The 23477-nt window shown below is 70.9% G+C and carries 25 protein-coding genes; 10 read left to right on the top strand and 15 right to left on the bottom strand.

Features of this window, described 5'->3' with window-relative positions:
* Positions 1 to 9: 9 nt before the first annotated feature.
* Genes lhgO through WH85_RS17290 form a run of 3 tightly spaced genes read right to left on the bottom strand, consistent with a single transcriptional unit; the run spans position 10 to position 3133 of the window.
* A complete protein-coding gene (lhgO, locus tag WH85_RS17300) occupies positions 10 to 1206 on the bottom strand; it encodes an L-2-hydroxyglutarate oxidase (RefSeq protein ID WP_045742912.1) in 1197 nt (398 codons plus the stop codon).
* A complete protein-coding gene (locus tag WH85_RS17295; RefSeq protein WP_052720509.1) occupies positions 1107 to 2261 on the bottom strand; it encodes an acyltransferase family protein in 1155 nt (384 codons plus the stop codon). The genes lhgO and WH85_RS17295 overlap by 100 nt, the downstream gene beginning before the upstream one ends.
* On the bottom strand, positions 2258 to 3133 hold the full coding sequence (locus WH85_RS17290) for an alpha/beta hydrolase (RefSeq protein WP_052720508.1): 876 nt from the start codon (positions 3131 to 3133) through the stop codon (positions 2258 to 2260). Before WH85_RS17290 ends, WH85_RS17295 begins: the two co-directional genes overlap by 4 nt.
* Positions 3134 to 3257: 124 nt before the next feature.
* On the opposite strand from WH85_RS17290, the gene WH85_RS17285 reads away from it, so the two are divergent.
* From WH85_RS17285 to WH85_RS17275, 4 genes are all read left to right on the top strand, one after another.
* Entirely contained in the window at positions 3258 to 4379 is a 1122-nt protein-coding gene (locus tag WH85_RS17285; RefSeq protein WP_045742911.1) for a sensor histidine kinase, read from the top strand.
* The gene (locus WH85_RS17280) at positions 4376 to 5035 is read left to right on the top strand and encodes a response regulator (protein WP_045742910.1); all 660 of its coding nucleotides are present in this window, start codon (positions 4376 to 4378) and stop codon (positions 5033 to 5035) included. The genes WH85_RS17285 and WH85_RS17280 overlap by 4 nt, the downstream gene beginning before the upstream one ends.
* A 250-nt stretch (positions 5036 to 5285) precedes the next feature.
* Positions 5286 to 5462, top strand: a complete 177-nt coding sequence (locus WH85_RS50460) for a hypothetical protein (protein ID WP_157411060.1) — start codon at positions 5286 to 5288, stop codon at positions 5460 to 5462.
* Between the two features lie 96 nt (positions 5463 to 5558).
* The gene (locus WH85_RS17275; RefSeq protein ID WP_245673975.1) at positions 5559 to 5876 is read left to right on the top strand and encodes a hypothetical protein; all 318 of its coding nucleotides are present in this window, start codon (positions 5559 to 5561) and stop codon (positions 5874 to 5876) included.
* Between the two features lie 337 nt (positions 5877 to 6213).
* On the opposite strand, the gene WH85_RS17270 is transcribed toward WH85_RS17275, so the two are convergent.
* The 3 genes from WH85_RS17270 to WH85_RS17260 are packed head-to-tail and all read right to left on the bottom strand — an operon-like array spanning position 6214 to position 9018.
* Entirely contained in the window at positions 6214 to 7029 is an 816-nt protein-coding gene (locus WH85_RS17270; RefSeq protein ID WP_045742909.1) for an ABC transporter ATP-binding protein, read from the bottom strand.
* A gap of 22 nt (positions 7030 to 7051) precedes the next feature.
* Positions 7052 to 8083 carry a FecCD family ABC transporter permease gene (locus tag WH85_RS17265; protein WP_045742908.1) on the bottom strand — a complete coding sequence of 344 codons (1032 nt, stop codon included), beginning with the start codon at positions 8081 to 8083 and terminating at the stop codon, positions 7052 to 7054.
* Positions 8080 to 9018: a FecCD family ABC transporter permease gene (locus WH85_RS17260; protein ID WP_211275390.1), complete on the bottom strand. Its 939-nt coding sequence runs from the start codon at positions 9016 to 9018 to the stop codon at positions 8080 to 8082. Before WH85_RS17260 ends, WH85_RS17265 begins: the two co-directional genes overlap by 4 nt.
* Positions 9019 to 9253: 235 nt before the next feature.
* Here WH85_RS17260 and WH85_RS17255 point away from each other — a divergent pair, with 235 nt between their 5' ends.
* The 3 genes from WH85_RS17255 to WH85_RS17245 all read left to right on the top strand — a co-directional run bounded on the left by WH85_RS17255 (position 9254) and on the right by WH85_RS17245 (position 11635).
* Positions 9254 to 10288: an ABC transporter substrate-binding protein gene (locus WH85_RS17255; protein WP_045742907.1), complete on the top strand. Its 1035-nt coding sequence runs from the start codon at positions 9254 to 9256 to the stop codon at positions 10286 to 10288.
* A gap of 223 nt (positions 10289 to 10511) precedes the next feature.
* The gene (locus tag WH85_RS17250) at positions 10512 to 10793 is read left to right on the top strand and encodes a hypothetical protein (protein ID WP_052720507.1); all 282 of its coding nucleotides are present in this window, start codon (positions 10512 to 10514) and stop codon (positions 10791 to 10793) included.
* Positions 10793 to 11635: a hypothetical protein gene (locus WH85_RS17245; protein ID WP_045742906.1), complete on the top strand. Its 843-nt coding sequence runs from the start codon at positions 10793 to 10795 to the stop codon at positions 11633 to 11635. The genes WH85_RS17250 and WH85_RS17245 overlap by 1 nt, the downstream gene beginning before the upstream one ends.
* Positions 11636 to 11641: 6 nt before the next feature.
* On the opposite strand, the gene WH85_RS17240 is transcribed toward WH85_RS17245, so the two are convergent.
* Positions 11642 to 12418, bottom strand: coding sequence for an arylamine N-acetyltransferase family protein (locus WH85_RS17240; protein WP_045742976.1), 777 nt, complete (start codon positions 12416 to 12418; stop codon positions 11642 to 11644).
* A gap of 34 nt (positions 12419 to 12452) precedes the next feature.
* Entirely contained in the window at positions 12453 to 12794 is a 342-nt protein-coding gene (locus WH85_RS17235; RefSeq protein WP_045742905.1) for an MmcQ/YjbR family DNA-binding protein, read from the bottom strand.
* 147 nt (positions 12795 to 12941) lie between these two features.
* On the opposite strand from WH85_RS17235, the gene WH85_RS17230 reads away from it, so the two are divergent.
* On the top strand, positions 12942 to 13943 hold the full coding sequence (locus tag WH85_RS17230) for a sulfotransferase (protein ID WP_045742904.1): 1002 nt from the start codon (positions 12942 to 12944) through the stop codon (positions 13941 to 13943).
* Positions 13944 to 14093: 150 nt separating this feature from the next.
* On the opposite strand, the gene WH85_RS17225 is transcribed toward WH85_RS17230, so the two are convergent.
* The 7 genes from WH85_RS17225 to WH85_RS17195 all read right to left on the bottom strand — a co-directional run bounded on the left by WH85_RS17225 (position 14094) and on the right by WH85_RS17195 (position 21071).
* Entirely contained in the window at positions 14094 to 14723 is a 630-nt protein-coding gene (locus WH85_RS17225; RefSeq protein WP_045742903.1) for an SRPBCC family protein, read from the bottom strand.
* Positions 14724 to 14741: 18 nt separating this feature from the next.
* Complete coding sequence (locus WH85_RS17220; protein ID WP_045742902.1) at positions 14742 to 15089, bottom strand: ArsR/SmtB family transcription factor; 348 nt, start codon at positions 15087 to 15089, stop codon at positions 14742 to 14744.
* A 334-nt stretch (positions 15090 to 15423) separates the two neighbouring features.
* Positions 15424 to 16443 (bottom strand): ABC transporter ATP-binding protein, encoded by a 1020-nt coding sequence (locus tag WH85_RS17215; RefSeq protein ID WP_045742901.1) that lies wholly within the window; start codon positions 16441 to 16443, stop codon positions 15424 to 15426.
* Positions 16440 to 17294: an ABC transporter permease gene (locus WH85_RS17210; RefSeq protein ID WP_045742900.1), complete on the bottom strand. Its 855-nt coding sequence runs from the start codon at positions 17292 to 17294 to the stop codon at positions 16440 to 16442. Before WH85_RS17210 ends, WH85_RS17215 begins: the two co-directional genes overlap by 4 nt.
* Positions 17282 to 18178, bottom strand: coding sequence for an ABC transporter permease (locus WH85_RS17205; protein WP_083449057.1), 897 nt, complete (start codon positions 18176 to 18178; stop codon positions 17282 to 17284). The genes WH85_RS17210 and WH85_RS17205 overlap by 13 nt, the downstream gene beginning before the upstream one ends.
* Positions 18171 to 19292, bottom strand: coding sequence for an ABC transporter substrate-binding protein (locus tag WH85_RS17200; RefSeq protein ID WP_245673973.1), 1122 nt, complete (start codon positions 19290 to 19292; stop codon positions 18171 to 18173). Before WH85_RS17200 ends, WH85_RS17205 begins: the two co-directional genes overlap by 8 nt.
* 213 nt (positions 19293 to 19505) lie before the next feature.
* Positions 19506 to 21071, bottom strand: a complete 1566-nt coding sequence (locus tag WH85_RS17195; protein WP_045742899.1) for a GAF domain-containing protein — start codon at positions 21069 to 21071, stop codon at positions 19506 to 19508.
* A 428-nt stretch (positions 21072 to 21499) separates the two neighbouring features.
* Here WH85_RS17195 and WH85_RS17185 point away from each other — a divergent pair, with 428 nt between their 5' ends.
* Positions 21500 to 22048, top strand: coding sequence for a GNAT family N-acetyltransferase (locus WH85_RS17185; protein WP_045742897.1), 549 nt, complete (start codon positions 21500 to 21502; stop codon positions 22046 to 22048).
* Between the two features lie 792 nt (positions 22049 to 22840).
* Entirely contained in the window at positions 22841 to 23431 is a 591-nt protein-coding gene (locus tag WH85_RS17180) for a hypothetical protein (protein WP_157411059.1), read from the top strand.
* Positions 23432 to 23477: the final 46 nt, after the last annotated feature.

The raw sequence follows: 23477 nt of genomic DNA, 5'->3' as shown, positions 1-23477 counted from the left end.
ACCGGCGCGTCAGCTTCCGAACACCTCGCGGACCACGTGTTCGGCTATCGCCAAAGATGAGGTTGCCGCGGGGGACGGGGCGTTGCGGATGGCCGTGACCGCGCCCAGCCGGTGGATGCGGAAATCGTCCACCAGGGTGCCGTTGCGGTCCAGGGCCTGGGCGCGCACCCCGGCCCCCGCACGCACCACGTCGCCCGGGCCGATCTCCGGGACGTAACGCATCGCGTCAGCCATGTAGCGGCCGATCGACAGGGAACCGCCGACCTCACGGATCCCGGTGCGCCAATGCTTGCGGGCCATCCGCCAGGTGCCGGGCCAGGTGGCGATGCCGGCCAGGTCGCGGGCCGAGACCGCGGTGCGGCGGTAGCCTTCGCGGGCGGTGGCGAGCACCGCGTTCGGGCCGACCTCGACGACGCCGGTGACGCGGCGGGTGAAGTGGACGCCGAGGAACGGGTACCTCGGGTCCGGCACCGGGTAGATCATGCCGCGGACCAGGCCGGCCTTCTCCGGGCGGACGGCCATGTACTCGCCGCGGAACGGGATGATGCGGGGTTCGGCGGTGTCGCCGGCCAGCTGCGCCACCCGGTCGGTGTGGATGCCGGCGCAGACGATCAGGTGCTCGACGCGTTCGGTCCGGTCGCCGGCCACGACCGTGATCGAGCCCGGATCGCGGGTGATGCGGGTGACCGGGCTCTTCACGCGTACCGAACCGCCGCTTTTCTCGATGTCGAGCGCAAGTCTTCGCGCAATGGCCGGGAAATCGGTTATCGCCGTTTCCGGGGAATGCAGCGCGGCCAGGCCGGTGGCGTGCGCTTCGATGTCGCGGATCCCGGCCGCGTCGGTTCTTCTCAGATGGGGTACGCCGTTGGCCCGCGCCCGTTTCTCCAGTTCGTCCAACCGGCCCAGTTCGCCGGCGTGCACCGCCACGACGAGTTTTCCGCACTCCTGATAGGCGATGTCGTGTTCGGCGCAGTATTCCCGGAGAAGCGACCGCCCGCGGGTGCAGAGTTCCGCCTTGAGGCTGCCGGGCGGGTAGTAGATGCCGGCGTGCACGACCCCCGAATTGTGGCCGGTCTGGTGCCGGCCCACCTCGGCTTCCTTCTCCATCACGACGACGCGGGTCCCGGGGCGCCGCAGGGCGATCTCCCGTCCGATGGCGAGTCCGACGATGCCCGCGCCGACGATGCCGACTGTCCCGTCCCCCATGCGCTGTCCCCCTGACCGACCACAATGGATTCGCTTGACCTTCGCACAGCGGAGCCGGGAAAGGCAGCACAGAGCACGGCGAGGGCGACGGCGAAGACCGGGATCCAGAGCAGCCGGTGCAGCGGCCAGTCCCCGGTCGGCGTGTCCAGCAGGCCGGGGAGTGTTCCGGCGACCGCCCCGGCCGAGGTGACCAGGAGCAGGGCGGTCTGGTGCCAGCAGAACACGGTCAGGGCGTGGCGGTTGAGCGCGGCGACCGGCGCCCCGATCAGCGGACGCTCCAGCCACCGGCCCAGATGCGGGCGCACCAGCAGGAAGACGCCGATCTGGGCGGCGCCGAGGGCGAGGGTGAACAGTGACGGCGGGGCGAGGTTGGACCAGCCGTCGCCGGGGACGCCCACCGCGCTGGGCGGATATCCGGCGACGGTCACCAGGAGCGTGCCGGTGACCAGGCCGCCGGGCAGCAGGACCGCACCGGCCCGGCGGGGCAGACGGCCGTCGGCCAGGACGATGCCCAGCAGGAACGGGACGGACCAGCCGATCAGGGTCGCCGGGACGGTGAGCCGGCCGGCCGGCGCCAGGTGCCGCCAGATGTCACTGAGGACGATCAGGGCCACCAGCGGGGGTACGCCACGAAGTCCCACCCGGCGCAGCAGCGGGGCCAGAGCGGACAGGGCCAGGTAGACGAGCAGGAACCACATCGGGTGGGTGACCAGGGAGAGGATCACGTGCCGGGTGCTGTCCGGGGCGCCGGTGAGCGTGAGGAGGCCCATCGCCGGGACCCCGACGACGGCCAGCGCGATCAGTGGCTTCCAGCGGTTGGCGCTCCGGGAGCGCGTCGTGTGCCTACGTGCCGAGGCGAATCCGGCCGCGAAGAAGAACAGGGCCAGGGTCTGCAGGAACCAGGTCGCCGGGGCCAGCGTGGGACGGCCGGTCAGCGGGCTGGCCCCGTGCCAGGCGCCGTCGTCGCCGACCACCACGGCCGAGACCAGCCAGTGCCCGAGCACCACGCCGACGATGGCGACGGCACGCAGGGCGTCGATCGTCCGGTCCCTCACGCGACTTCCCCCGTTCCCTCCGCGATGGCGGCGAGCGCGGCCAGCGAGTCGGTACCGGGCGCCAGGTAGTGATCGTGATCGGACACGTCCGCGGTGGGGAACGGTCGTGCGCCGAACCCGGGGTCCTCCGGGTGGCGGCCGTGACCCAGACCGAGCACCCGGACACCCGGCACGAGCCGGATCGCGTCCCCGGCGCTGCACCCGGCCCAGACCCGGGCAGAGGTGCCCAGGGCGGCGACGGTGTCCACGCCCATCCCGGGACTGCCGTAGACCGCGATGTCGGTGACCCGCGCGGGCAGCCGGGACGCGGCATGGCCGATCACCGTCGAGCCGTAGCTGTGCCCGAACACCGCGACGGTCGCGTCCGGGCGCAGCGCGGTCAGGTCGTCGACGAACCGGACCAGGGCGTCGGCGCCCGCCTCGGCCAGATCCGGGCGTCCCGCCTCACCGAACGTCCGCGGCGCGTCGTAACCGAGCCAGGCGATCACCGCCACCCCGGAGGTGGCGGCCCACAGATCGGCGGCCTGGACCGCGGGTGACCGGAAGCGTTCACCGCCCACGCCGCGCCAGAAGTTCGCCAGCCGGTTGCTCATCCCGGGCACCAGCACCACGATCCGCGGGGCCGACGCCAGGTCGCCGAACACCTGCATCACCCGTCCCCGGCCCCGGGCGTCGAAGAACAGGTAGTCGCCCGCCGGGTATCCGGTCATCAGCCGGCGGTTCGCGGCGTACCGATCGACCAGGGGCATGCTCCCGAGGTCCGGGGCGGCACCGGCCCGTGCCGGGGCGGCGGGTGGCGCCAGCAGGACACCGGCCGACGGGGTCACCGCCACCACGACGGCGACGAGGAAGGTTCGCAACGCTCTGACCATGCCGCAGAAGGTGCCGGAGCGGCGCCGTGCCCGTCATCGTCCCGCGGGCGGCCCCCGAGGTGGCCCGCGGGCGTAATCCCACGGGCCGATGCCCCGCCCCCGGCCGGCTTCCTACGATCACCGCATGTCCGCCGTACGCGCCTGGGCCTATGCCCTCCTCTTCCCGGTCGCCCTGCTCGCCGCGGTGCTGATGCCGTTCGGCCACGAGGTGGTGCTGACCGTCGCGGCCGGCCTGTCCCTGCTGCTCCCGGTGCCGTTGCTACGCCGCACCCCGCTCGCCGGCCTGCTGCTGATCCTCGTCAGCGGCATCGGTGTGCTGTTCGTCGCCGGCGAGGACGGCCTCGCGCAGGTCGCCACCTACGTCCTGTTCGTGGCGCTCGACATCGTGGTCGGGTACGTGGCGGCCCGGGAACGCCGGCAACGGTCTGCCCCGGCCGCGGCGCTGGTCGCTGTCGTCCAGATCGCGATGGCCCTGTTCGCCAGCCGTTCCGACGTCCTCACCATGATCACCATCGAGGTGCTGGCCGTGATCACCGCCTGGGTGATCGGCGACTCGCTGCGGCAACGCCGCCGGTACGCCGCCACGCAACGCCGGCAGGCCGAGGACCGGGCCGTTCAGGCCGAACGCCTGCGCATCGCCCGCGAACTGCACGACATGATCGCGCACAGCATCGGGGTCATCTCGGTGCAGGCCGGCATGGGCCGCCGGGTCATCGACACCCAACCCGAAGCGGCCCGCGACGCCCTCGCCGCCATCGAGGAGACCAGCCGCGACACCGCCGCCTCCCTGCGCCGGATGCTGGGCACCCTGCGCCGCCACGACACCGGGGCCGGACCGGCACCCCTCGACCCGGCGCCCGGCCTCGCCGACCTCGACGGCCTGGTCACCCGGACCGCGCAGGCCGGTGTCGAGGTGGATCTACGCTGGGCGGGCGAGCGGACCCCGCTGCCACCGGACATCGACCTGTCCGCGTTCCGCATCATCCAGGAGGCGGTCACCAACGTGATCCGGCATTCCGGGGCCGGCCACTGCGCGGTCCTCGTGGACCGCGGCCCCACCACCCTGGCCGTCACCGTGACCGACGACGGGCGGGGCGGCTCCGCCGACGGCCCCGGCTACGGCATCGCCGGCATGCGGGAACGGATCAGCCTGCTGGACGGCGTGTTCACCGCCGGACCCGGACCGTCCGGCGGATTCCGGGTGACGGCGAGCATCCCGCTGCCGACCCTCGAGCGCATCGCATGACCGTCCGGGTGCTGCTCGCCGACGACCAGCCACTGATCCGCAGCGGACTCCGGGTGCTGATCGACGGCACCGGCGACCTGCGGGTCGTCGGCGAGGCCGCCACCGGCACCGAGGCGGTCCGGCTCACCCGCGACGAACGACCCGACGTGGTGGTGATGGACATCCGGATGCCGGTGATGGACGGCATCGAAGCCACCCGCCACATCCAGGCCGGCCCCGACCCGGCCCGGGTGCTGATGCTCACCACGTTCGACGACGACGATTACGTGTACGCGGCGCTGCGCGCGGGAGCCAGCGGATTCCTGGTCAAGGACATGGCCCTCGACGACATCCTCGGAGCGATCCGCGTGGTGGCGGGCGGCGACGCGCTGATCGCCCCGAGTGTGACCCGCCGCCTGATCGAGCAGTTCGTGGCCCCGCCCCCGGCGCCACCGGCCGTCCCACGGCGCAGCTCCGCGGGCATCACCGACCGGGAACGAGAGGTCCTCACGCTGGTGGGGAGGGGCCGTTCGAACGCGGAGATCGCCACGGATCTGCACATCAGTCCGGCCACCGCCAAGGCACACGTGGCCCGATTGTTCACGAAACTCGACGCCCGCGACCGGGTGCACCTGGTCATCATCGCGTACGAGATGGGGCTGGTCCTCGCTCCTTGATCAGTCCTGGCGCGTCAGCGCCGCGCTCACCGACCGGGGACGCGCCGGTCAGCGGGCCGCACGGAATGCGCTCGCCGAGATCGAAGCCGCATGGACCTCGGAGATGTCCCGAAGCGAACCGCAGACCCTGCGCCAAATGCTGGAGAGAATCGCGCGCGACTGAAGCGCGTTCTTTAGAGGGATAGACAGATGACCTGGTCACCCGGGTCGGGGATATCGATTCCGACTGGTCGATCCCTACCGTGGGCGCATGACGATCGACTATGTCGCCGAGGCGGCGAAGGCCAAGGAATCGATGAGGGAAATCGCCGCGCAACTGGGCGTCCCCGCCCCGGAATGGACTGCCGACGACGAACGGCGGATGCATGAGAACAACAAGGCCATCGCCGAATTCTGGGCGAACCACAAGAAGCAGCAGTCGGAGTGAAGAAGCCTCGAGTCCTGGACGCCTCCGCGGTCGTCGAGCTGGTGCAGGGCCATCCCGACCTGATGTGGCTCGTGTCGGAGCGCACAGGCGGGAGAGATGAGCCTGCTTGTGCCGGCGACCGCCATCGCCGAAGCGCAAGCGGCGATGCGGATGCCCCGGGCGGCATGGGCACACATCTACCGGATTCGTGGCCTGTCCACGCTCGACCTCCACGAGGGCAACGCGGACCAGGTGGGTGACCTGGCGGCCCCGAGGCTTCAGCACTACCCGATGCAGAAGTTGCTGACCGGACCCCTCATGGTCGGCCACGTCCTGCGCGAAGCCATCGAGACCAACGCCGCGATCTCCACCCAGATCCCGGAGTTGTACGGCGGGCACTCCGTTCCGGTGGTCCTGATCGAGCACCCCCTGTAACGCCGCCGGATCCGGCCGGCGCCCGCGGCTCTCCCCGCCTGCGCCGGCCGCCCACGGTTCCGGGCCGGCGGGACGTTTCTAGACACCTTTCGCAGTCAGGGTCTGCCTCTGTGGTGATTTCGGGCGCTCAGCACGCCCGAATTCACCACACCCACAACAGCGTGGTGATTTGGGGCGTTCAGCGCGCCCGTATTCACCACACCGTCAGGGGTGTGGTGATTTGGGGCGTCGAGTGCGCCCGTATTCACCACACCGCCACGGGTGTGGTGACTTCGGGCGTCCAGGGCGCCCGAAATCACCACGCGGATGGGCTTCGCACCCTGACCACGAAACGTTTCTAGGCGGGATCGGGCACGGCGGCGCGGCGGCGGGCGGCCGGGACCACCAGCGGCGTGCCCGTCTGCGGGTCGTCGATCACCTGGCAGGGCAGGCCGAACACCTCTTCCACCAGCTTCTCGGTGAGCACCGCGGACGGCTCGCCGGACGCCGCCACCTTGCCGCCGCGCATGGCGATCAGGTGGGTGGCGTAGCGGGCCGCGTGGTTCAGGTCGTGCAGCACCGCCACCAGGGTGCGGCCCTGGCGTTCGTGCAGTTCGGCGCAGAGGTCCAGCACCTCGATCTGGTGCGCGATGTCCAGGTACGTGGTCGGCTCGTCCAGCAGCAGCAGTGGTGTCTGCTGGGCCAGCGCCATCGCGATCCACACCCGCTGGCGCTGGCCGCCGGAGAGTTCGTCGACGTTGCGGTCGGCCAGGTCGGCGATGCCGGTGGCGGTCATCGACTCGGTGACCACCTGCTCGTCGTCGCTGGACCAGCGGCGCAGGATGCTCTGGTGCGGGTACCGTCCGCGGGCGACCAGTTCGGCGACGGTGATGCCGTCCGGCGCGGTCGACGACTGGGGCAGCAGGCCCAGCGTCCTGGCGACGGCCCGGGTGGGCAGCGAGTGCACGTCCTGGCCGTCCAGCAGCACCGTGCCGGTCGTCGGTTTGAGCAGCCGGGACAGGGCGCGCAGCAGGGTGGACTTGCCGCACGCGTTCGGCCCGATGATCACGGTGAACGAGCCGTCCGGGATGTCGACGCTGAGTTCTTCGGCGATGACCCGTTTGTCGTAGGCCAGCGTCATCTGCGAACCGCTCAGCCGCGGCGTACCGGTCATCGTTCTCTCCTTGATTCGGTCATCAGATCCGGCCGGCCTTGCGTTCGGTGGTCAGCAGCCAGACCAGGTAGGCGCCGCCGACCGCACCGGTGACCACGCCGACCGGGAGCGCCGAGTCGCCGGCGTGCTGGGCCAGCCAGTCCGCGCCGACCAGCAGCAGGGCGCCGGTTGCCAGGGACGGCACCAGGTTCGGGCCGGGCGCCCGGGTGAGTCGTTTCGCCAGGTGCGGCGCGATCAGCGCGACGAACGCGACCGGTCCGGCCGCGGCCGCCGCGCACGAGACCAGCAGTGCCGCGGTGAACAGCGCCCCGGTGCGCAGAACCTTCACGGGTACGCCGAGGGCGGACGCCGCGTCGTCGCCCATCTCCAGGATCCGCAGTCCGGGACCGCAGGCCAGCAGCAGGATCGGCAGGGTCACGGCGAGCACGATCAGCAGCGGGCCGGCCTGCTGCCAGTCCCGGCCGTCCAGGCTGCCGGTGAGCCAGAGCATGGCCCGCGCGTTCTCCATCTGGATGCCCCGGGTCAGCAGGTAGCCGCTGATGCCGTTCAGGATGGCGGCCAGCCCGATGCCGCACAGGATGAACCGGTAGCCGTGCAGGCCGTGCTTGCCGCCGATCACTTGGATCAGCAGGGCCGCCGCGAGGCCACCGGCCACCGCCGCGAGGGAGAGTTGGGTGCTGCTGCCGCCGAGGATCACCACGGTCAGCGCCGCGGTGCTCGCGCCGTTGGTGATGCCGAGGACGTCCGGGCTGCCCAGCGGGTTGCGGACCAGGGACTGGAAGACCGCGCCGCCGGCGGCCAGGCACATGCCGACCACGATCGCGGTGATCAGCCGGGGCAGGCGCAGTTCGTTGACGATGAAGTCCTGTGCCGTGGTGCCCTGGCCGAGCAGGGTGCGGACCACGTCGGCGGGGGCGATCGGGTATTCCCCGGTGCCCAGGGTGAAGACGCTGATCACGGCGGTGCCGACGGCCGCGGCGATGCCGACGGTCACCGCCCGGGGGCGGATGCCGACTCGGCTGCCGATGCTCTTGTCGAGGACGGTGGTGGTCATCGGGCGACTCGCACGAGATAGAGGAACAGGGGACCGCCGAGGACCGCGGTGACCGTGCCGACCTGCAGTTCGCTGGGGCTGCCCAGGATCCGGCCGAGCACGTCCGCGCCGAGCAGCAGGACCGGGGCGAGGACCGCGGTGTACGGCAGCATCCAGCGCAGGTCCGGTCCGGTGATCGGGCGGACCAGGTGCGGGATCAGCAGTCCGACGAAGACGATCGGCCCGCAGGCCGCGGTGGCGCCGCCGCAGAGCAGGGTGACCGCGACGATCACCGCGATCCGGATGACGGCGGGCCGGGCGCCCAGGGCGCGGGCCGCGTCGTCGCCGAGGGAGAGCGCGTTGAGCGGGCGGGCCACCGCGAGCGCGACCAGCAGGCCGGCCGCGAAGAACGGCAGCAGCCGGGTGGCGGTGGCGAAGTCGGCGCTGGCCAGCGAACCCGCGGTCCAGAAGCGCACCTTCTCGATCGCCTGCGAGTCGGACAGCAGGGTGGCGCTGACGTAGGAGTAGAGCGTCGCGTTGAGTGCCGCGCCGGCGAGCGCGAGCCGGGCCGGGGTGGCGGTGCGGCCGCCGCCGACCGCGTACACCAGGGCGGTGACGACCGCGGCGCCGCCGAGGGCGAACCAGATGTAGCCGTAGAACGTGCCGACGCCGAGGAAGACCGCCGCGCTGGCCACGCCCGCCGCGGCGCCGGCGTTGATGCCGAGCAGGCCGGGGTCGGCGAGCGGGTTGCGGGTGAGCGCCTGCATGATCGCACCGGACAGGCCGAGCGCCATGCCGACCATCAGGCCGAGCAGGGTACGCGGCAGCCGCATCTCGTGGACGATCCGGTAGAACGGCGACGCCGGGTCCCACAGTCCGGCCCAGACCTCGCCGGGGGAGAGGAACCGGGCGCCGAAGCCGATGCTGAGTACCACCACGGCGGCGAGGACGAGCAGCGCGACGAGGAGTCCGGCCAGACGGGCGGGTACGCGTTTGACCACTGGCGAGGCAGCCGCGGGCGTCGATGGTGTCCCGGGCTCTCGCCGCTGGTCAGTGGGCGTGTCATAAGTGGACAGTGCAGGTCTCCCGTCACGGTTCGGCGGCACCTGTTGACGCGCGTTCGGTTCGTTAGGTTAGCCTAACCATTCACGCGGTCGAGAGGCCGGTCGTACCCATGAGAAAGAACTGACGATGTCGTTTTCGAACCTTTCTTTGTCGCGTCGTGGCCTGCTGGCCGCCGGTGGCGCCGCCGGTATCGGCGCGCTGCTCGCCGCCTGCGGTGGCACCGACGACAGCGGGTCGTCGCCGGAGAGCTCCACCGCTGCCGCGGGTCCGTGGAAGTTCACCGACGACCAGCCCAAGGACCTGACCGCGGACAAGACCCCGGAGCGGATCGTCGCCTTCACCGGCACCGCCGCCGCGCTCGTCGACCTCGGACTCCAGGACAAGATCGTCGGTGTCTTCGGTGAGACGAAGAAGGCCGACGGCACCGCCGAGGCCCAGGCCGGCGAGCTCGACATCACCAAGGTCGAGATCATCGGCAACGCCTGGGGCGAGTTCTCCGTGGAGAAGTACGCGGCACTCAACCCTGAGCTGCTCGTCACGCACATGTTCGACCCGGGCGCCTACTGGTACATCCCGGACGAGAGCAAGGACAAGATCCTCTCGCTCGCGCCGACCGCCACGATCACCGTCGGCCGGGTCCCGCTGACCAAGCCGATCGAGCGGTACGCGGCCCTCGCCGAGTCCCTCGGTGCCGACCTCGGCGCTGCCAAGGTCACCGAGGCGAAGGCCCGCTTCGAGAAGGCCGCCGCCGACCTGAGCGCCGCAGCCAAGGCCAGCGGCGGCATCAAGGTGCTGGCCGGCTCCGGTGCGGCCGACATCTTCTACGTGTCGAACCCGGGCGTCTCCAGCGACCTGATGTACTTCAAGGAGCTCGGCGTCGACATCATCGTCCCGGAGAAGACCGACGGCGGTGACTACTACGAGTCGCTGAGCTGGGAGAACGCCGACAAGTACGCGGCCGACATCATCTTCCTGGACGCGCGGACCGGCACCCTGCAGCCGGCCGACCTGGCCGCCAAGCCGACGTGGGCCGAGCTGCCCGCGGTCAAGGCCAACCAGGTCTTCCCGTGGCAGGCCGTCCCGATCTACTCGTGGAACGGCGCGGCTCCGCTGCTCGAGGCGCTGACCGCCGCGATCACCAAGTCGAAGAAGCTCAGCTGACCCCGAGTCGCTGAGGCCGGGCCCGGATTTCCGGGTCCGGCCTTCTTTCTTCGGTACGCCTCGCGTGTGGCCCGTCTTCGTTGTGCCGGTCGCGTGTGGCTGTCTTCGCTTTGTGCCAGTCGTGCGTGGCCGTCTTCGCTTTGTGCCAGTCACGCATGGTCGTCGAACCGTTTCGCTCCGCCGCCGGTAAACGCGAGTAACCGAACGGGGAGAGGAAAGGATCATGGCGGACCACCTGCACGTCGACCCGGAACAGATCGAGGCCATCGCCGCCCGGCTCCGCGGCTCCGGCGACGACCTCGCCTCCACCACGGCGGGAGCGCCCGCCGCCCCCGACGCCGGAGACGCGACCGCCCTGGTCGCCGGAGCACTGGAACGTCTCACGGCGAGCGCGGCCACCCTCGGCGCCGGCCTTCGCGAGGCCGCCGCGCGGGTCAGCGAGGCGAGCCGGGTGTACGCGTCCGAGGACGCCGGCGCCGCGCGGCGGATCGGTGGGGCCGACTGATGCCGATCGACACCACGGTCGACGGGAACCCGGGCTCGGTGCAGTCCGCCGCCGACTGGCTCCGCGGCACCCTGGCCCGTGACGTGGGCCGCAGCGTCGAGACACTGCAGTCCGCGGCGGACGAGACCACCGCCCACTGGGCAGGACGGGCGGCGTCCGCGTTCCGTACCCGGATGGCCGGAGCGTCGGCGAAGGCAGGCGCCCTGCACGACGACGCCCGCTCGATCGCCGACACGTTCAGCCGGTTCGCGGACGGTCTCGCCGTGGCGCAGTCCCGGATGGCGCAGGCCCGCGACATCGCGGTCGCCGGTGGCCTGCGGGTGGCCGGTCTCCTGATCCTGGAGCCGGGCGCGGCACCCAGCGCGTCGGTGCTGGGCGGTGGTGCCGCGGCGCTGGCGGAATACCAGCGCAAGGTCGTCGCCTACCAGGCGGCGGGGGCGGAGGTCACCGCCGCCCGGGCGGAACTGGCCGCGAATACCGAGGTGCTGACCGCAAGCTACACCGAACTCGCCGGCCGTCCCATCATCGAGATGGACGACCTGACCGGCGCGAGCGGGGAACTGGCCGTCATCGCGGCCGCGGTCACCAACGCGCTGCAGGACGTCGGCGCCGCGCTGAACGAGGCCGCGCGCAAGGACGGCGGCGTCGCCGGTGGGGCGCTGGGTGGCGCGGCGGGCGGTATCGCCGAAGGGCTCCCGGGCGGCTCCGGCGCCGACGCGGCGGGCAAGCCTCCCGAGCAGCCCGCGAACAACGGTGAAAACGCGGCGAAGACTCCGGAGCCCGCGGCCGGCGGTGGTGTGGGCGGCGCGGTCGCGGACATCCTGCGCGGGCTGACCGGGTGACCGGTGTCAGGCGGGCGCCGGTGCCGCATGCCGGGCGGTGGGCGGGGAGTCCAGGGTGATGCCGAACAGGTCACGATAGGCGGCGAGCAGGGCGGCATCGGTCAGCGTGGTCTCCTCACGTCCGCCGCCACGGGTCCGGATCAGCGTACGGTCGCTGATCGTGATCCGGTCGTGGCCGTCCAGCCGGGTGCAGAGCGGCTTGTGGGTGAAGTGCGACTCCGGCGACGTCTGGTGCCACCAGCAACCCATCGTGAAGTCCGACAGCGGCCGCGGCCGGCGTTCCAGGCGATACTTCGGCTCGCCGTCCCGGACCACCTGCACGTCCCCGTGCGCCGCGTCGACCAGCGTGAACGCGCCGCCCGGGTCCTGCTGCACGCCGCGTTCCGCGAGCCGGAGCGGATAGCTGCTGTGACTACCGAACCCCACGTCGGCGAGCCAAGTGATGCCGTCGTCCGGGGTGGTCACCAGCAGCGCCAGGTGATCGAGGATCGGGCCCTGCCCGACGCGGGCGGCGACCCGGCGTACCGGATATCCGAGCGCGTTCAGCAGCAGCGCGAACGCCCCGTTGAGTTCGAAACAGAATCCACCCCGCCGCCTCTGTACGATCTTGTCGATCAGCGCGTCCTCGTCCAGCGAGAGGCGCTCGCCCTGGTGGATGCTGAGGTTCTCGAACGGGACCGTCCGCAGGTGGGCGTGGTGCAGTTCGCGGAGCAGGCTCGCGTCGGGCACTCCCGTCGCCGCCACACCGATCCGGTCGAGGTACGCGCTCACGTCGATCGACATGCCGGTCAGCTTCACCCCTGAACCGGGGTGCAGGTCAAGGGCGATCCTTGCGGGGGAGTGCGGCGACCACCGTGTCGTACGAGGTGTCGACCGCCTCGAGAATCTCGTCGTCGCCGATCGCGCCGTTCAGCCGCAGGGTGTTCCAGCCGTACCGGCCGATGTACGCGCTGGCCGTCGCGTCGTCCGGGAACCGGGTCAGCCATTCGCCGGCGTCGTCGCGGTTGCGGCCGCACTTGACGCCGACGGTGGCGCCGGCGGTCCCCAGGAACGCGAAGATCTTCGGGCCGACCTTGACGACGGTGTCGCCGTCCCAGGGCTCGTCCTTCCAGGCACCCGGTTTGGCCAGGCAGTAGCTCAGCAGTTCGGCTCCGGTCATGGTGTACGGACTACGCGAAACCGGACGGCAGGGCAATGACCGACACTCCCCCGGTCGGGGGACACATTGCCGACTGGTACTCACATAAGCCGCCGAAATGCTAGCTTTTTTGCAAATCGGACAAACCGGAGTTTATGGTGCCTAGCCATGTCCACTGACCGCCCGATCTTCGTCGTCGGATGCCCGCGCTCCGGCACGACGATGCTCCAGCTGATGCTGCACGCCCACCCGCGGATCGCGCTGCCGCCGGAGAGCAGGTTCCTGCTGCCCGCGTACTTCCGCCGGCACGAGTTCGGCGACCTGAGCGACCCCGCGCAGCGCCGCGCCCTCGCCGAGTGGATCACGGGGACCCTGCACTTCGACGACCTCGGTCTCGAGGCGTCCGAGGTGATCGCGGCCGTCGCGACCGCCCCGCCGACACTCGGCTCCGCGCTCGGCACCGTCTTCAAGCTGTACGCGGACCGGTTCGGCAAACCGCGCTGGGGCGACAAGCGGCCCTCGTACCTGCGGAACCTGCCGGTGATTCTGCGACTGTTCCCCGACGCGCAGATCATCAACATCATGCGCGACGGCCGGGACTGCGTGGCGTCGCTCAAGGAGACGCCCTGGCGGCCGGCCGACTTCAACGAACTGATCGATTACTGGGCGCGCTCCGCCGACGCGTCGCTGCGGGCCGCCCGCAGCTACCCGACCGACGTCTACCACCAGGTGCGGTACGAAGACCTGGTCGCCGACCCGGAGACCCACCTGCGGGCGATCTGCCGATTCCTCGACGAGGACTACGACCCGGCGATGGCCCGTCCGAGCGAGCTGGCCCCGGTGGCCGTGCCCGCGTACAAGACGTGGCACTCGCTGACCCGCTCGGAGGTGACCACGCAGCGGGTGAGCAGCTGGCAGGAGCGTCTGTCGGAGGAGGAGGCCGCCCAGTGCGAGGCGGTGTTCGGCGACCGGCTGACCCGTTTCGGGTACCAGCTGTCCACCCCGGCCCGCCGCGGCCCCCGCATCCGGGCCGCCCGCACCTGGCTGACCGTCCGCGACAAGCTCGGGCCGGCCCGCCTGCGCGCCGAGGACGTACGCGGCCGCCTGAAGTCCCGCCGCCGCGGCCCCGCCCTCCCCGCCCGCCTCACCGCCGCCGAACGCGCCGACTGACCGTCGCCGAACGCGCCGCGCGCCGCCGCGCCTCCTTGGCGATCTTGGTGCGGGAACCGCCTCGGGCGGTGGTCACCGCACCAAGATCACCAAAAGGGGCGGGCGGCTTGAGGCGTACCCGGGAAGGAGGGTGAGGGGCGCCCGGCTGGCTCAGCCGCCGGTGTAGGCGGTGTAGGTGTTTGACGCGCGGGTCCGGGCGACCTCCGCCTCGGTGCCGGTGGCGCTGTCCGCTTCGGCCCAGGCGTCGGCGCTCAGGCGCATGAACAGCTTGCCGTCGTCGGAGGCGGACCACGCCATGATCTCGGCGGGGTCGCGCGGGGCGTCCGGGGCGGACAGGTGCATCGCCAGGCCGAGCAGGCCGGAGTCCCAGCCGATGCCGACGGCGGCCGGGCCGAACTGCTCCCAGTGGTCGTCGACGGGGGCGGTGTGTCGCAGGGTGAACCGGGTGCGGTCCGGGCCTTCGGGGGTGAGGTGCACCTCGACCCAGCTGGTCTGGTCGCCGAACTCCCAGGTGGCGGCATACGACCGTGGCCGGTCGCAGCCGGTGATCGTGCCGCCGGCGTTGCCCTCGAACTGGAAGCGCCCGCCTTCCTTGAGGTCGCCGGTGACGGGCAGGAACCACCGGGCGATCCGGTCGGCGTCGGTGACCACCTCCCACATGTCGTCGACGTCGGTGTCGTAGCTCTGGCTGATGGTGAGGACGCGGGCTTCGCCGGCCTCGAGCGTGCGGTCGCCGAGTGTCCGGCGGACGTCGCTGATCTGGTGTCGGACGTCGATCATCTCGGGGCTCCCTGCGGGTCAGTCGTCGTCGCCGGCGGCGAGGCGCCGCCGGCGTTTGCCGCGGGCCACCTCGGTGGCCATCGCGGCGAGACGCGGCGTCCAGAACCTCCGGAACGGCTCCAGCCACTCGTCCACCTGGCGCAGCGCGGTGTCGTCGACCGCGTAGAGCCGTCGGGCGCCCTCGGGGCGCACGGTGGCGAAGCCGTTGTCCCGTAGCACCTTGAGGTGCTGGGAGACGGCGGGCTGGGTGATGCCGAACTCCGCCCGGATGGTGGCGGTGACGGCGCCGGAGGTCTGCTCACCATCGGTGAGCAGCTCGAGGATCCGGCGACGGACCGGATCACCGAGCACGTCGAACGCATGCACGCGAGAACCCTATCAAGAATCACTTATATAAGTGAGGAGTTAGTATGAGGGTGCCGGGGCCCACCCGGAGGTGGGCCCCGGCGGACGGCGACCCGGTATGGGGGCCCGGGCCGCCTGCCGGGTCCTCTCTGGCGGGAGTGGATGCCGGCGGGATCGGGGTGTCCCGAGACGGGGTGCGGCGGGCTAAGATCAGCATCGTTCTCGGGGTAGAGCCTCGTGGGAGCGCTCCCACGAGAGATCCGACTGTAACCCGAGCACGGGGGCGTGTAAAACGGTGGCCCGGGTCGAATTTCGACCCGGGCCTTATATTCGGCTCACATTTGCGACAGACGGTCTATTCCAGGGCGACCGGCACCGGCTGCAGGGTGATCCGCACCGGCGCGCCGGCCGGGAGCGAGCCCAGCCGGCTGCTCGGCACCTGCGCCACCACCACCTGTTCGCCGACGGTGACCGTCACCCGGCTGGTCGGCCCGAGGAAGCTGCTGGTCACCACCCGGGCCGCCCCGGCCGGGTCCGCCACCACCTCGACCGCCTCCGGCCGGACCAGCGCGGTCGCCGCGCCACCGCCGTGCGGGGCCACCAGCGGCAGACGGGCGCCGAGCACCTCGACGTTCTCCCCGGAGACGACGCCGGGAAGACGGTTGCTCAGACCGACGAAGTCCGCCACGAACGCGGTCGCCGGGCGCAGATAGACCTCGGAGGGCGCGGCCAGCTGCTCCAGCCTGCCGGCCCGCATCACACCGACCCGGTCGGCGACCGCGAGGGCCTCCTCCTGGTCGTGCGTGACGAACAGGGTGGTGGTGCCGACCTCCGTCTGGATCCGGCGGATCTCGTCGCGCAGCTGCACCCGGACCTTCGCGTCCAGGGCGGACAGCGGCTCGTCGAGCAGCAGCACCTGCGGTTCGATCGCCAGGGCCCGGGCCAGCGCCACCCGCTGCTGCTGACCGCCGGAGAGCTGATGCGGATAGCGGCCGGCGAACCCGCTCAGACCCACCAGGTCGAGCATCTCCGACGCCCGCTGCGCGGCCTTCTTCGACGACCGCAGGCGCAGACCGAACTCCACGTTGCGCTGGGCGTCGAGATGCGGGAAGAGACTGTACGCCTGGAACACCATCCCCATCCCGCGCTTGTTGGCCGGCAGCCCCGTGACGTCCTTGCCGCCGACCATGACCCGCCCGCCGTCGGCGTCGTCGAGCCCGCCCAGGATGCGCAGCGCGGTCGTCTTGCCGCAGCCGGACGGCCCGAGCAGCGCGATCAGTTCACCCGGCTCGATCGACAGGTCCAGGTCGTCGAGGGCGTGCACGTGGCCGAACGTGCGGCGCAGACCCTCCAGGTGTACCGCCACGCCGGTCATGAACTCTCCTTCGAGGACTGCCGGCGTCTGCCGAACAGAGAAGACTGCCGGCGTTCGCCGGACGGAGAAGACTGCCGGCGGTCGCCGAACAGGGACAGTGCCAGCAGCAGGACGAAGGCGAGCAGCAGGGCGGCGAGCGACACGGCCACCGACATGGTGGCGCTGCTCTTGCCCAGGAACTCGATGGCGACCTGCAGGTTCGTGCGGTGCAGCAGAGACGCGATGGTGAACTCGCCGAGCACCAGCGCCACGGTGAGGAACGCTGCGGAGAGCACCGCCGACCGGATGTTCGGCAGGACCACCCGCCAGATCACCGTCAGCCAGCCGGCACCCAGGCTGCGGGCCGCCTCGGACAGCGTCCGCACGTCGATCGCGGACAGGCCTGTGTCGATCGCGCGGTAGGCGTAGGGCAGGACCAGGATGGTGTACGCGAAGACGAGCGTCAGCGAGGACCCGCCGACGAAGTAGTTGACCCAGGCGTACACCGGCGCCAGTCCGACCACCAGCACGATCGCCGGGATGGTGAGCGGCAGCAGGCACAGGAACTCGACGATCGGCCGCAACCGGGGCAGGCGCAGGCGTACCCAGATGGCGGTCGGCACCAGCAGCGCCAGCATCAGCAGTGCCGTCAGCGCGGCCTGTCCGAGCGAGGCGATGATGCCGGTGGACAGTTCCGGGTAGGTCGCGCTCAGCTGCGACCAGTCCAGCAGCAGTGGCCAGGTCTCGTCGTTGCGGGTGCTGAACTCGACCATGGCCACCATCGGCAGCGCGAAGAAGACACCGAGGACGGTCAGCACCGTCCAGCGGAACACCCGCTGACGGCGGGCCCGGCGCGTGATCAGCCCAGCCATCGAGCGGTCCTCCTCTGCAGCAGGGAGTAGAGCGCCATCACCACGGCCACCACGATCACCATGCCGAGGGCCATCGCCTTGCCCAGGTTGGCCTGGCCGAGGACGACCTCGCTGGTCAGCGCGCCGCGGATCTGCAGCGGGACGATCGGGCTGCCCTGGCTGACCAGGGCGGCCGCGGTCGCGTACGCGGAGAAGGCATTGGCGAAGAGCAGCAGCGCCGAGCCGAGGAACGCCGGTGCGAGCAGCGGTCCGGCCACCCGCGTCCAGTACTGCCAGGTGGTGCCGCCGAGACTCTCGGTCGCCTCCCGCCACTGGGGACGGATGCCGTCCAGCGCGGGCAGGAAGACGATCACCATCAGCGGGATCTGGAAGTAGGTGTAGACCAGGGTCAGACCCGGAAGTTCGAAGAGCCAGACCCCGTTCGCGTACGGGTCGAAGCCGTGTTCCGTCAGCCAGAGGGTGAGGAAGCCGGACAGTCCGATGGTCGCCAGGAACGCGAACGCCAGGGTGACGCCGCCGAACTGGGCGAGGACTCCGGCCAGCGCGGTGACGGTGCGCCGCAGTACGCCGCGGGGGTTCGCGGTGACCAGCGCGTACGCCAGAATCGCGCCGAGGACGGCACCGATGAGTGCGCTGACCGCGGAGAGGGTGATGGAGCGGCCGAAGGCGGCGACGATGTACTCGTCGCCGAGCGCCCGCACGTTCTCCAGGGTGAACCCGTGCCCGCCGTCGCCGGTGAACGCGCCGATCAGGACGACGAGGGTCGGGACGACCAGGAAGATCGTGACGTACGCGAAGAACGGCACCGCACCGAGCAGGGCGGCGCCCCGCAGGCGTGGCCGGCGGGCCACGCGCTGCGGTGCGTCCGCGACGATCTCAGCCAATGGCCTTGGCCCAGTTCGCGGTCAGGTACTCCTTCGCCGTGGTGTTCTGCGCCTCGGTCGGGACGACCGGGGTGCCCTCGACCGCGGGCAGTGCCGCGTAGGCGGCGGCGTCGATGGTGCCGGCCTTCTGCATGGCGTCGGCGCGCGCCGGGCGGGCGCCACCCTTGAGCCACAGGTTCTGGCCCTCGTCGGAGTAGAGGAACTCCTGCCAGAGGCGTGCGGCCGCCGGGTGCGGGGCGTCCTTGTTGATCGCCTGGGTGTAGTAGGAGCCGAGCACGGCGTTCGCCGGGAGCAGCACCTTCCACGTCGGGGTCTTCGCCGACTGGGCGGCGTTCAGGTAGTCCCAGTCGAAGACGACCGGGGTCTGTCCGGACTCGATGGTGGCCGGGGTCGGGTCGACGGGCAGGAAGTTGCCGGCCTTCTTCAGATCACCGAAGAACTTCACGCCCGCGGTGATGTCCTCGGCGGTGCCGCCGTTCGCGATCGAGGCCATCTGGACGCCGGCGAACGCCGCGCCGGCCTGGGTCGGGTCGCCGTTGAGTGCGACCTTGCCCTTGTAGTCGGCCTTGAGCAGGTCGGCGACGCTGGTCGGCGCGGGCACCTTGGCGCTGTCGTAGCCGATCGACATGTAGCCGCCGTAGTCGTTGACCCAGGTGCCGTTCGCGTCCTTGAGGTCGTCCGGGATCTCGGCGAACGTCGCCACCTTGTACGGCGCGAACATCGCGGTGTTGGCGGTCGCCACCGACATGCCGAGGTCGAACACGTCCGGTGCGGTGTCCTGGCCCTTGAGCTGGTTGGCCGCGTTGATCTCGTCCTGGCTGGAACCGTCCGGCTGGGCCGAGTCGACCTTGATCGAGTACTTGGCCTCGAACGCCTTGATGATCTCGCCGTAGTTCGCCCAGTCCGGCGGGAGGGCGATCACGTTGAGTCGCCCCTCCGCTTTCGCCGCGGTGATCAGGGCCTCCAGGCCGCCGAGGTCGGCCGCGCTGGTGGCGGACGCCGCGCTGCTCGACGACGCCTCGGACTCCTTCTCGGGCGGGGAGCACGCGGTGGTGGCGAGAACGGTGGTCGCGGCCGCCAGCATGATGACGGACCTGCGGGGGAGAGTGCGCACTTGTTTGTTCCTCCTTGAGCGGTACCGGTGGATCATGAAAGTGCCGGATGGAGAGGAGGCGTACGCCGGGAATACGGACAGCGACAATCAGCTGTTCGCAGTCTTCTGGTGGCGCTGTGTGAACCCTGCCACGTGCGCACAGAGATCGAAAGCGGTCTTCGATTACAAAAAGGCCCCACCCGGTAACGGGTGGGGCCTTTCGGCGTGAACAGTTCAGTTCTTGCTGTTGATGATGTCCTTCGTCACCGAGGACTGCTCGGCCAGCACGCTGCTGATCAGCGTCTGGGTCTCGTTGATCTGGTTGACGATGTCCCCGATCGCGGCCAGCGACTCGACCACGTTGCCGGCGTCGGTCTGAATCGCGTTGATCAGCTCGGTGACGTCCTGGGTGGCCCGCGCCGTGCTCTGCGCCAGATCCTTGACCTCGGTCGCGACCACCGCGAACCCCCGCCCGGCCTCGCCGGCCCGGGCCGCCTCGATCGTCGCGTTCAGCGCCAGCAGGTTCGTCTGCTCGGCGATCGTCGTGATCACCTTGACCACGTCACCGATCTTGGCGCTGGACGCGGACAGCCGGGACACCATCGCGTTCGCCTGCCCGGTCACGTCACTGGCCTGCCCGGCCACCTCACTGGCCTGCGAGACGTTGCGCTCGACCTCCTTGATCGAACCGACCAGCTCGGTACCGGCGTTGCTCAGCCGGTCGGTCTCCCGGATCCGCTGCACCGCCTGCGACACCAGGAACGCGGTGTTGCGCAGCGCGGACTCCCGGCTCTCGGACAACCGGAGACGCTCGGTGGCGAAGAAGTCGAGCGTCCCGATCACCTCGTCCTGCACGATGATCGGCAGGCAGACACCGGACTTCACGCCCACCCGCTGAGCGGCCGGCGCCCGGACACAGTCCTTCACCTCGGCCAGATCGGCCACGAACACCATGTCCCGGGCCCGCCACGTCCGGCCCGCCAGGCCGACGCCCGGCGCGAAACTGGCCGCCCGGGTCACCTCGCGGAACTCGGCGCCCGCGTCCCCGGACTCCAGGTTGAAGACCAGCGCACCCCGCTCGGCGTCCACCGCCCAGAACGACCCGTACGCCCAGCCGAACTCCTGCCGGATGGTGTCCAGCGCCTGCCGGATCATGTCGGCCTCCCGCCGCGCCGACGTCACCTGGCGCAGCACCGTGTTGACCGCCGCCACGTCCTTGGCGGCCGAGGCCTGCTGCTCCGACTCGTGCACCCGCTGCAACGCCTGCGACACCAGCAGGCCGATGCTGCGCAACGTGTCGAGGCGCTGCTTCGACGGCTCCACGGTCTCGGTGGCGAAGAAGTCCATGGTCGCGACCACCCGACCGTTCTCGGTCAACGGGAAGCAGACGCCACTCTTCACACCGACCCGGGTGGCGACCGGCGCGCGGACACAGTCGGCGACCTGCCCGATGTCCGGGACGAAGACCAGATCCTTGGACCGCCAGGCCCGGCCGGACAACCCGACACCCTCGGCGAACGACGCCTCCAGGGTGACCTTCCGGAAATCCGGTCCAGCATCGCCCGACTCGACCGCGAACCGCAGCACCTTCGCATCCGGGTCGATCCGCCAGTAGGAGCCGTACGCCCACCCGAAACACTCACGGACCGAATCCAGGGCGGCCTGGGCCGCACTCGCCCAGGTGGTGGCGTTCTGCAGGGCGCGAACCACGGTGATGACCGCGGCGGCGTTCTCCCGCGCCTCAGCCGCCTCCGCCTCCGCGGTAGACGTCTGAACCGTGCGCCGGCCGAAAATGCCCATCTCCACGCCCTCCCGGTAAGTCCTGCTCCCGGAGTTTCGGCTGCGGCGCGGGCTAAATGAGGAACTCGGCGGACGTAACCCCGAGGCCCGTGCTAGACACCCTTCGCAGTCAGGGTCTGCCTCTGTGGTGATTTCGGGCGCTCAGCACGCCCGAATTCACCACGCCGTCAGGGGTGTGTTGATTTGGGGCGTCGAGTGCGCCCGTATTCACCACGCCGTCAGGGGTGTGTTGATTTGGGGCGTCGAGTGCGCCCGTATTCACCACGCCGTCAGGGGTGTGTTGATTTGGGGCGTCCAGCGCGCCCGTATTCACCACACCGCCACGGGTGTGTTGACTTCGGGCGTCCAGCGCGCCCGAAGTCACCACGCGGACGGGCTTCGCACCCTGACCACGAAACGGGTCTAGACGTGACGGGCATCATGGCAGGGTGACCGACAGTGCAGAGTGGACAGACGTGCGCCCCGGCCGCCCCGCCGACCTCCCCGCGGTCCTCGCCCTGCTGGACGACGCGGTCGGCTGGCTGACCAGCCACGGACGGTCCGGCCAGTGGGGGACGTCGCCGCTGTCCGCCAGCCCCCGGGTGCGCGCGCTGATCTCCCGCGTCGCCGCCTGCGGAGGCCTGCACCTGGCGGTCCAGCACACGAGGGTCGTCGGCGCTCTGGGGTTCGGCAGCCCGCCGACCTACGCCGACCCGGCCCGCGAGCCGGAGCTCTACATCATGCTCCTGGTCACCGACCGGGAACTCGCCGGTCAGGGGATCGGCGCGCGGTTGCTCGCCCACGCGCAGGCGACGGCCGCGCGGGCGGGCCGGGCGCTGCTCCGGGTCGACTGTTACGCGGGTGGCGACGGGGCGCTCGTCCGCTACTACGAGAGCCAGGGTTTCGTGCCCACACAGCGTTTCGCGATGGCCCAGCCTTCCGGTGACCCGTGGCGCGGCCAGGTCCTGTCCCGGCGGATACCCCTCGGTAAGGGCTGACAGGTGATTCACCTCGCCGGGCTTCCCCGAATCGGGAAGGAGGGCCTTCTCGTGACGAGTAAGACTCATCGCAACGCGGATGAGTCGAGTGGTTCCGTAGTCTCGGCGCCTGTCGTCCGACGACGCCTTCCGATGGTTCGACAGGGGTCGGCAGCCTCCGCTGAGCAGCGCCGACATCGACGTGATCGAGGTCGTGGGGACCGGTCGGTGGTCGGCGGTCACCGTGGCGGTGGCCGGTCCGGTGTTGGGCGGCATGACGACCGGCCCGGCCGTCGGCCACGGTCCGTTGATCAGCCGAAAGTAACCGTGGTCGACGGCCGGGGTCCCTCAGCCGTCGCCAGCGGTTGAATTTCGCTCTCCGGGCAGCCGTGGCCGACGGCTGGCGGTTCCGGGCCGTCGTCTGCGGTCGGCGGGCGATTGATCAACACCGTACCGGGGGGCGGCGGGCCACGGTTCGGCTCCGCTGATCACGTCCGCCGGAGTGGCAGCCACGAAACGACCCCGGTCTGCACAGCGGCAGGTTCGGGCAATGAACCCGAATGTGCCGTCTGCCGGAACTCCCGCTGTACCTGTCGTGAATGACCGATCGCCATGTCTCAACCCCTGGACGGACAGGGTGTGGTGACGCCCCCTGAATCCAGGGACAGCACGCCCTCGACGGATGACCCGCCGAGGGCGCGGCTCCGGGTGACGCCGTTGATCGAGCCGGGGGATCGCCTTACCGGGCGACAGCTTGCCGACGTGCGGTAGCTGCTTGACGTTTTCCCAGGTGAACGGGCTTAGGATGCGGACGTGTCATACACCTTTGTCACCGCTGCCCGGATTCGGATGCCCGAGTCGAGCTATCGGGAGTGGCTGGACACCCCGGTGCCCACCGCGTCGATCATCGAGAACAAGGCCGACATGTTCGGTGGGTGGTGCTGGGACGGGCGGGACTGCCCGGACGACTGGTCCACGTCGGAGACGGACTGGACGCCGCGGCGGCTGCTGACCGCGCGGGCGGCCGGTGCGGAGGGCGAGACGTTCACCGTCGTACGGCACCGGGACGGCGCGCTCGAAGCCTACTTCTGGACGGTCGGCGAACACGTGGTCTGGGAGTTCGCGGCCCGGCGGCTGCTGCTGACGCTGGCCGGTGCGGCACGGTTCACCGGCGACGACGGCGGCGGGCACGTGCTGTTCTGGGAGGACACCGCCGGGGTGCTCCCGGACGGGGACAACCTCCTCGCGCTGCTCGCCGTCGACGGGGGCGCCGCCCGGTTCGCCGGGCCGTGCCCCCTCGACGAGGTGCTGGCGGCGCTGGCCCCGGTGGAGGAGGCGTTCGGCGAGCTGGCCGAGGCGTTCGACGAGGACGAGGAGCAGCCCGCGGCCCTGCTCAGCTGGTGAGGCCCGGGTTACATTCCGCGGTTGCGGCCACGACCGGTGATCATGG

The sequence above is a fragment of the Actinoplanes rectilineatus genome (genome assembly GCF_000962825.1).
In the GTDB taxonomy this organism is placed as follows: Bacteria; Actinomycetota; Actinomycetes; order Mycobacteriales; family Micromonosporaceae; genus Actinoplanes; species Actinoplanes rectilineatus.
Note: the sequence above shows the minus strand (reverse complement) of the source record. Positions and strands in the feature narration are given on the sequence as shown.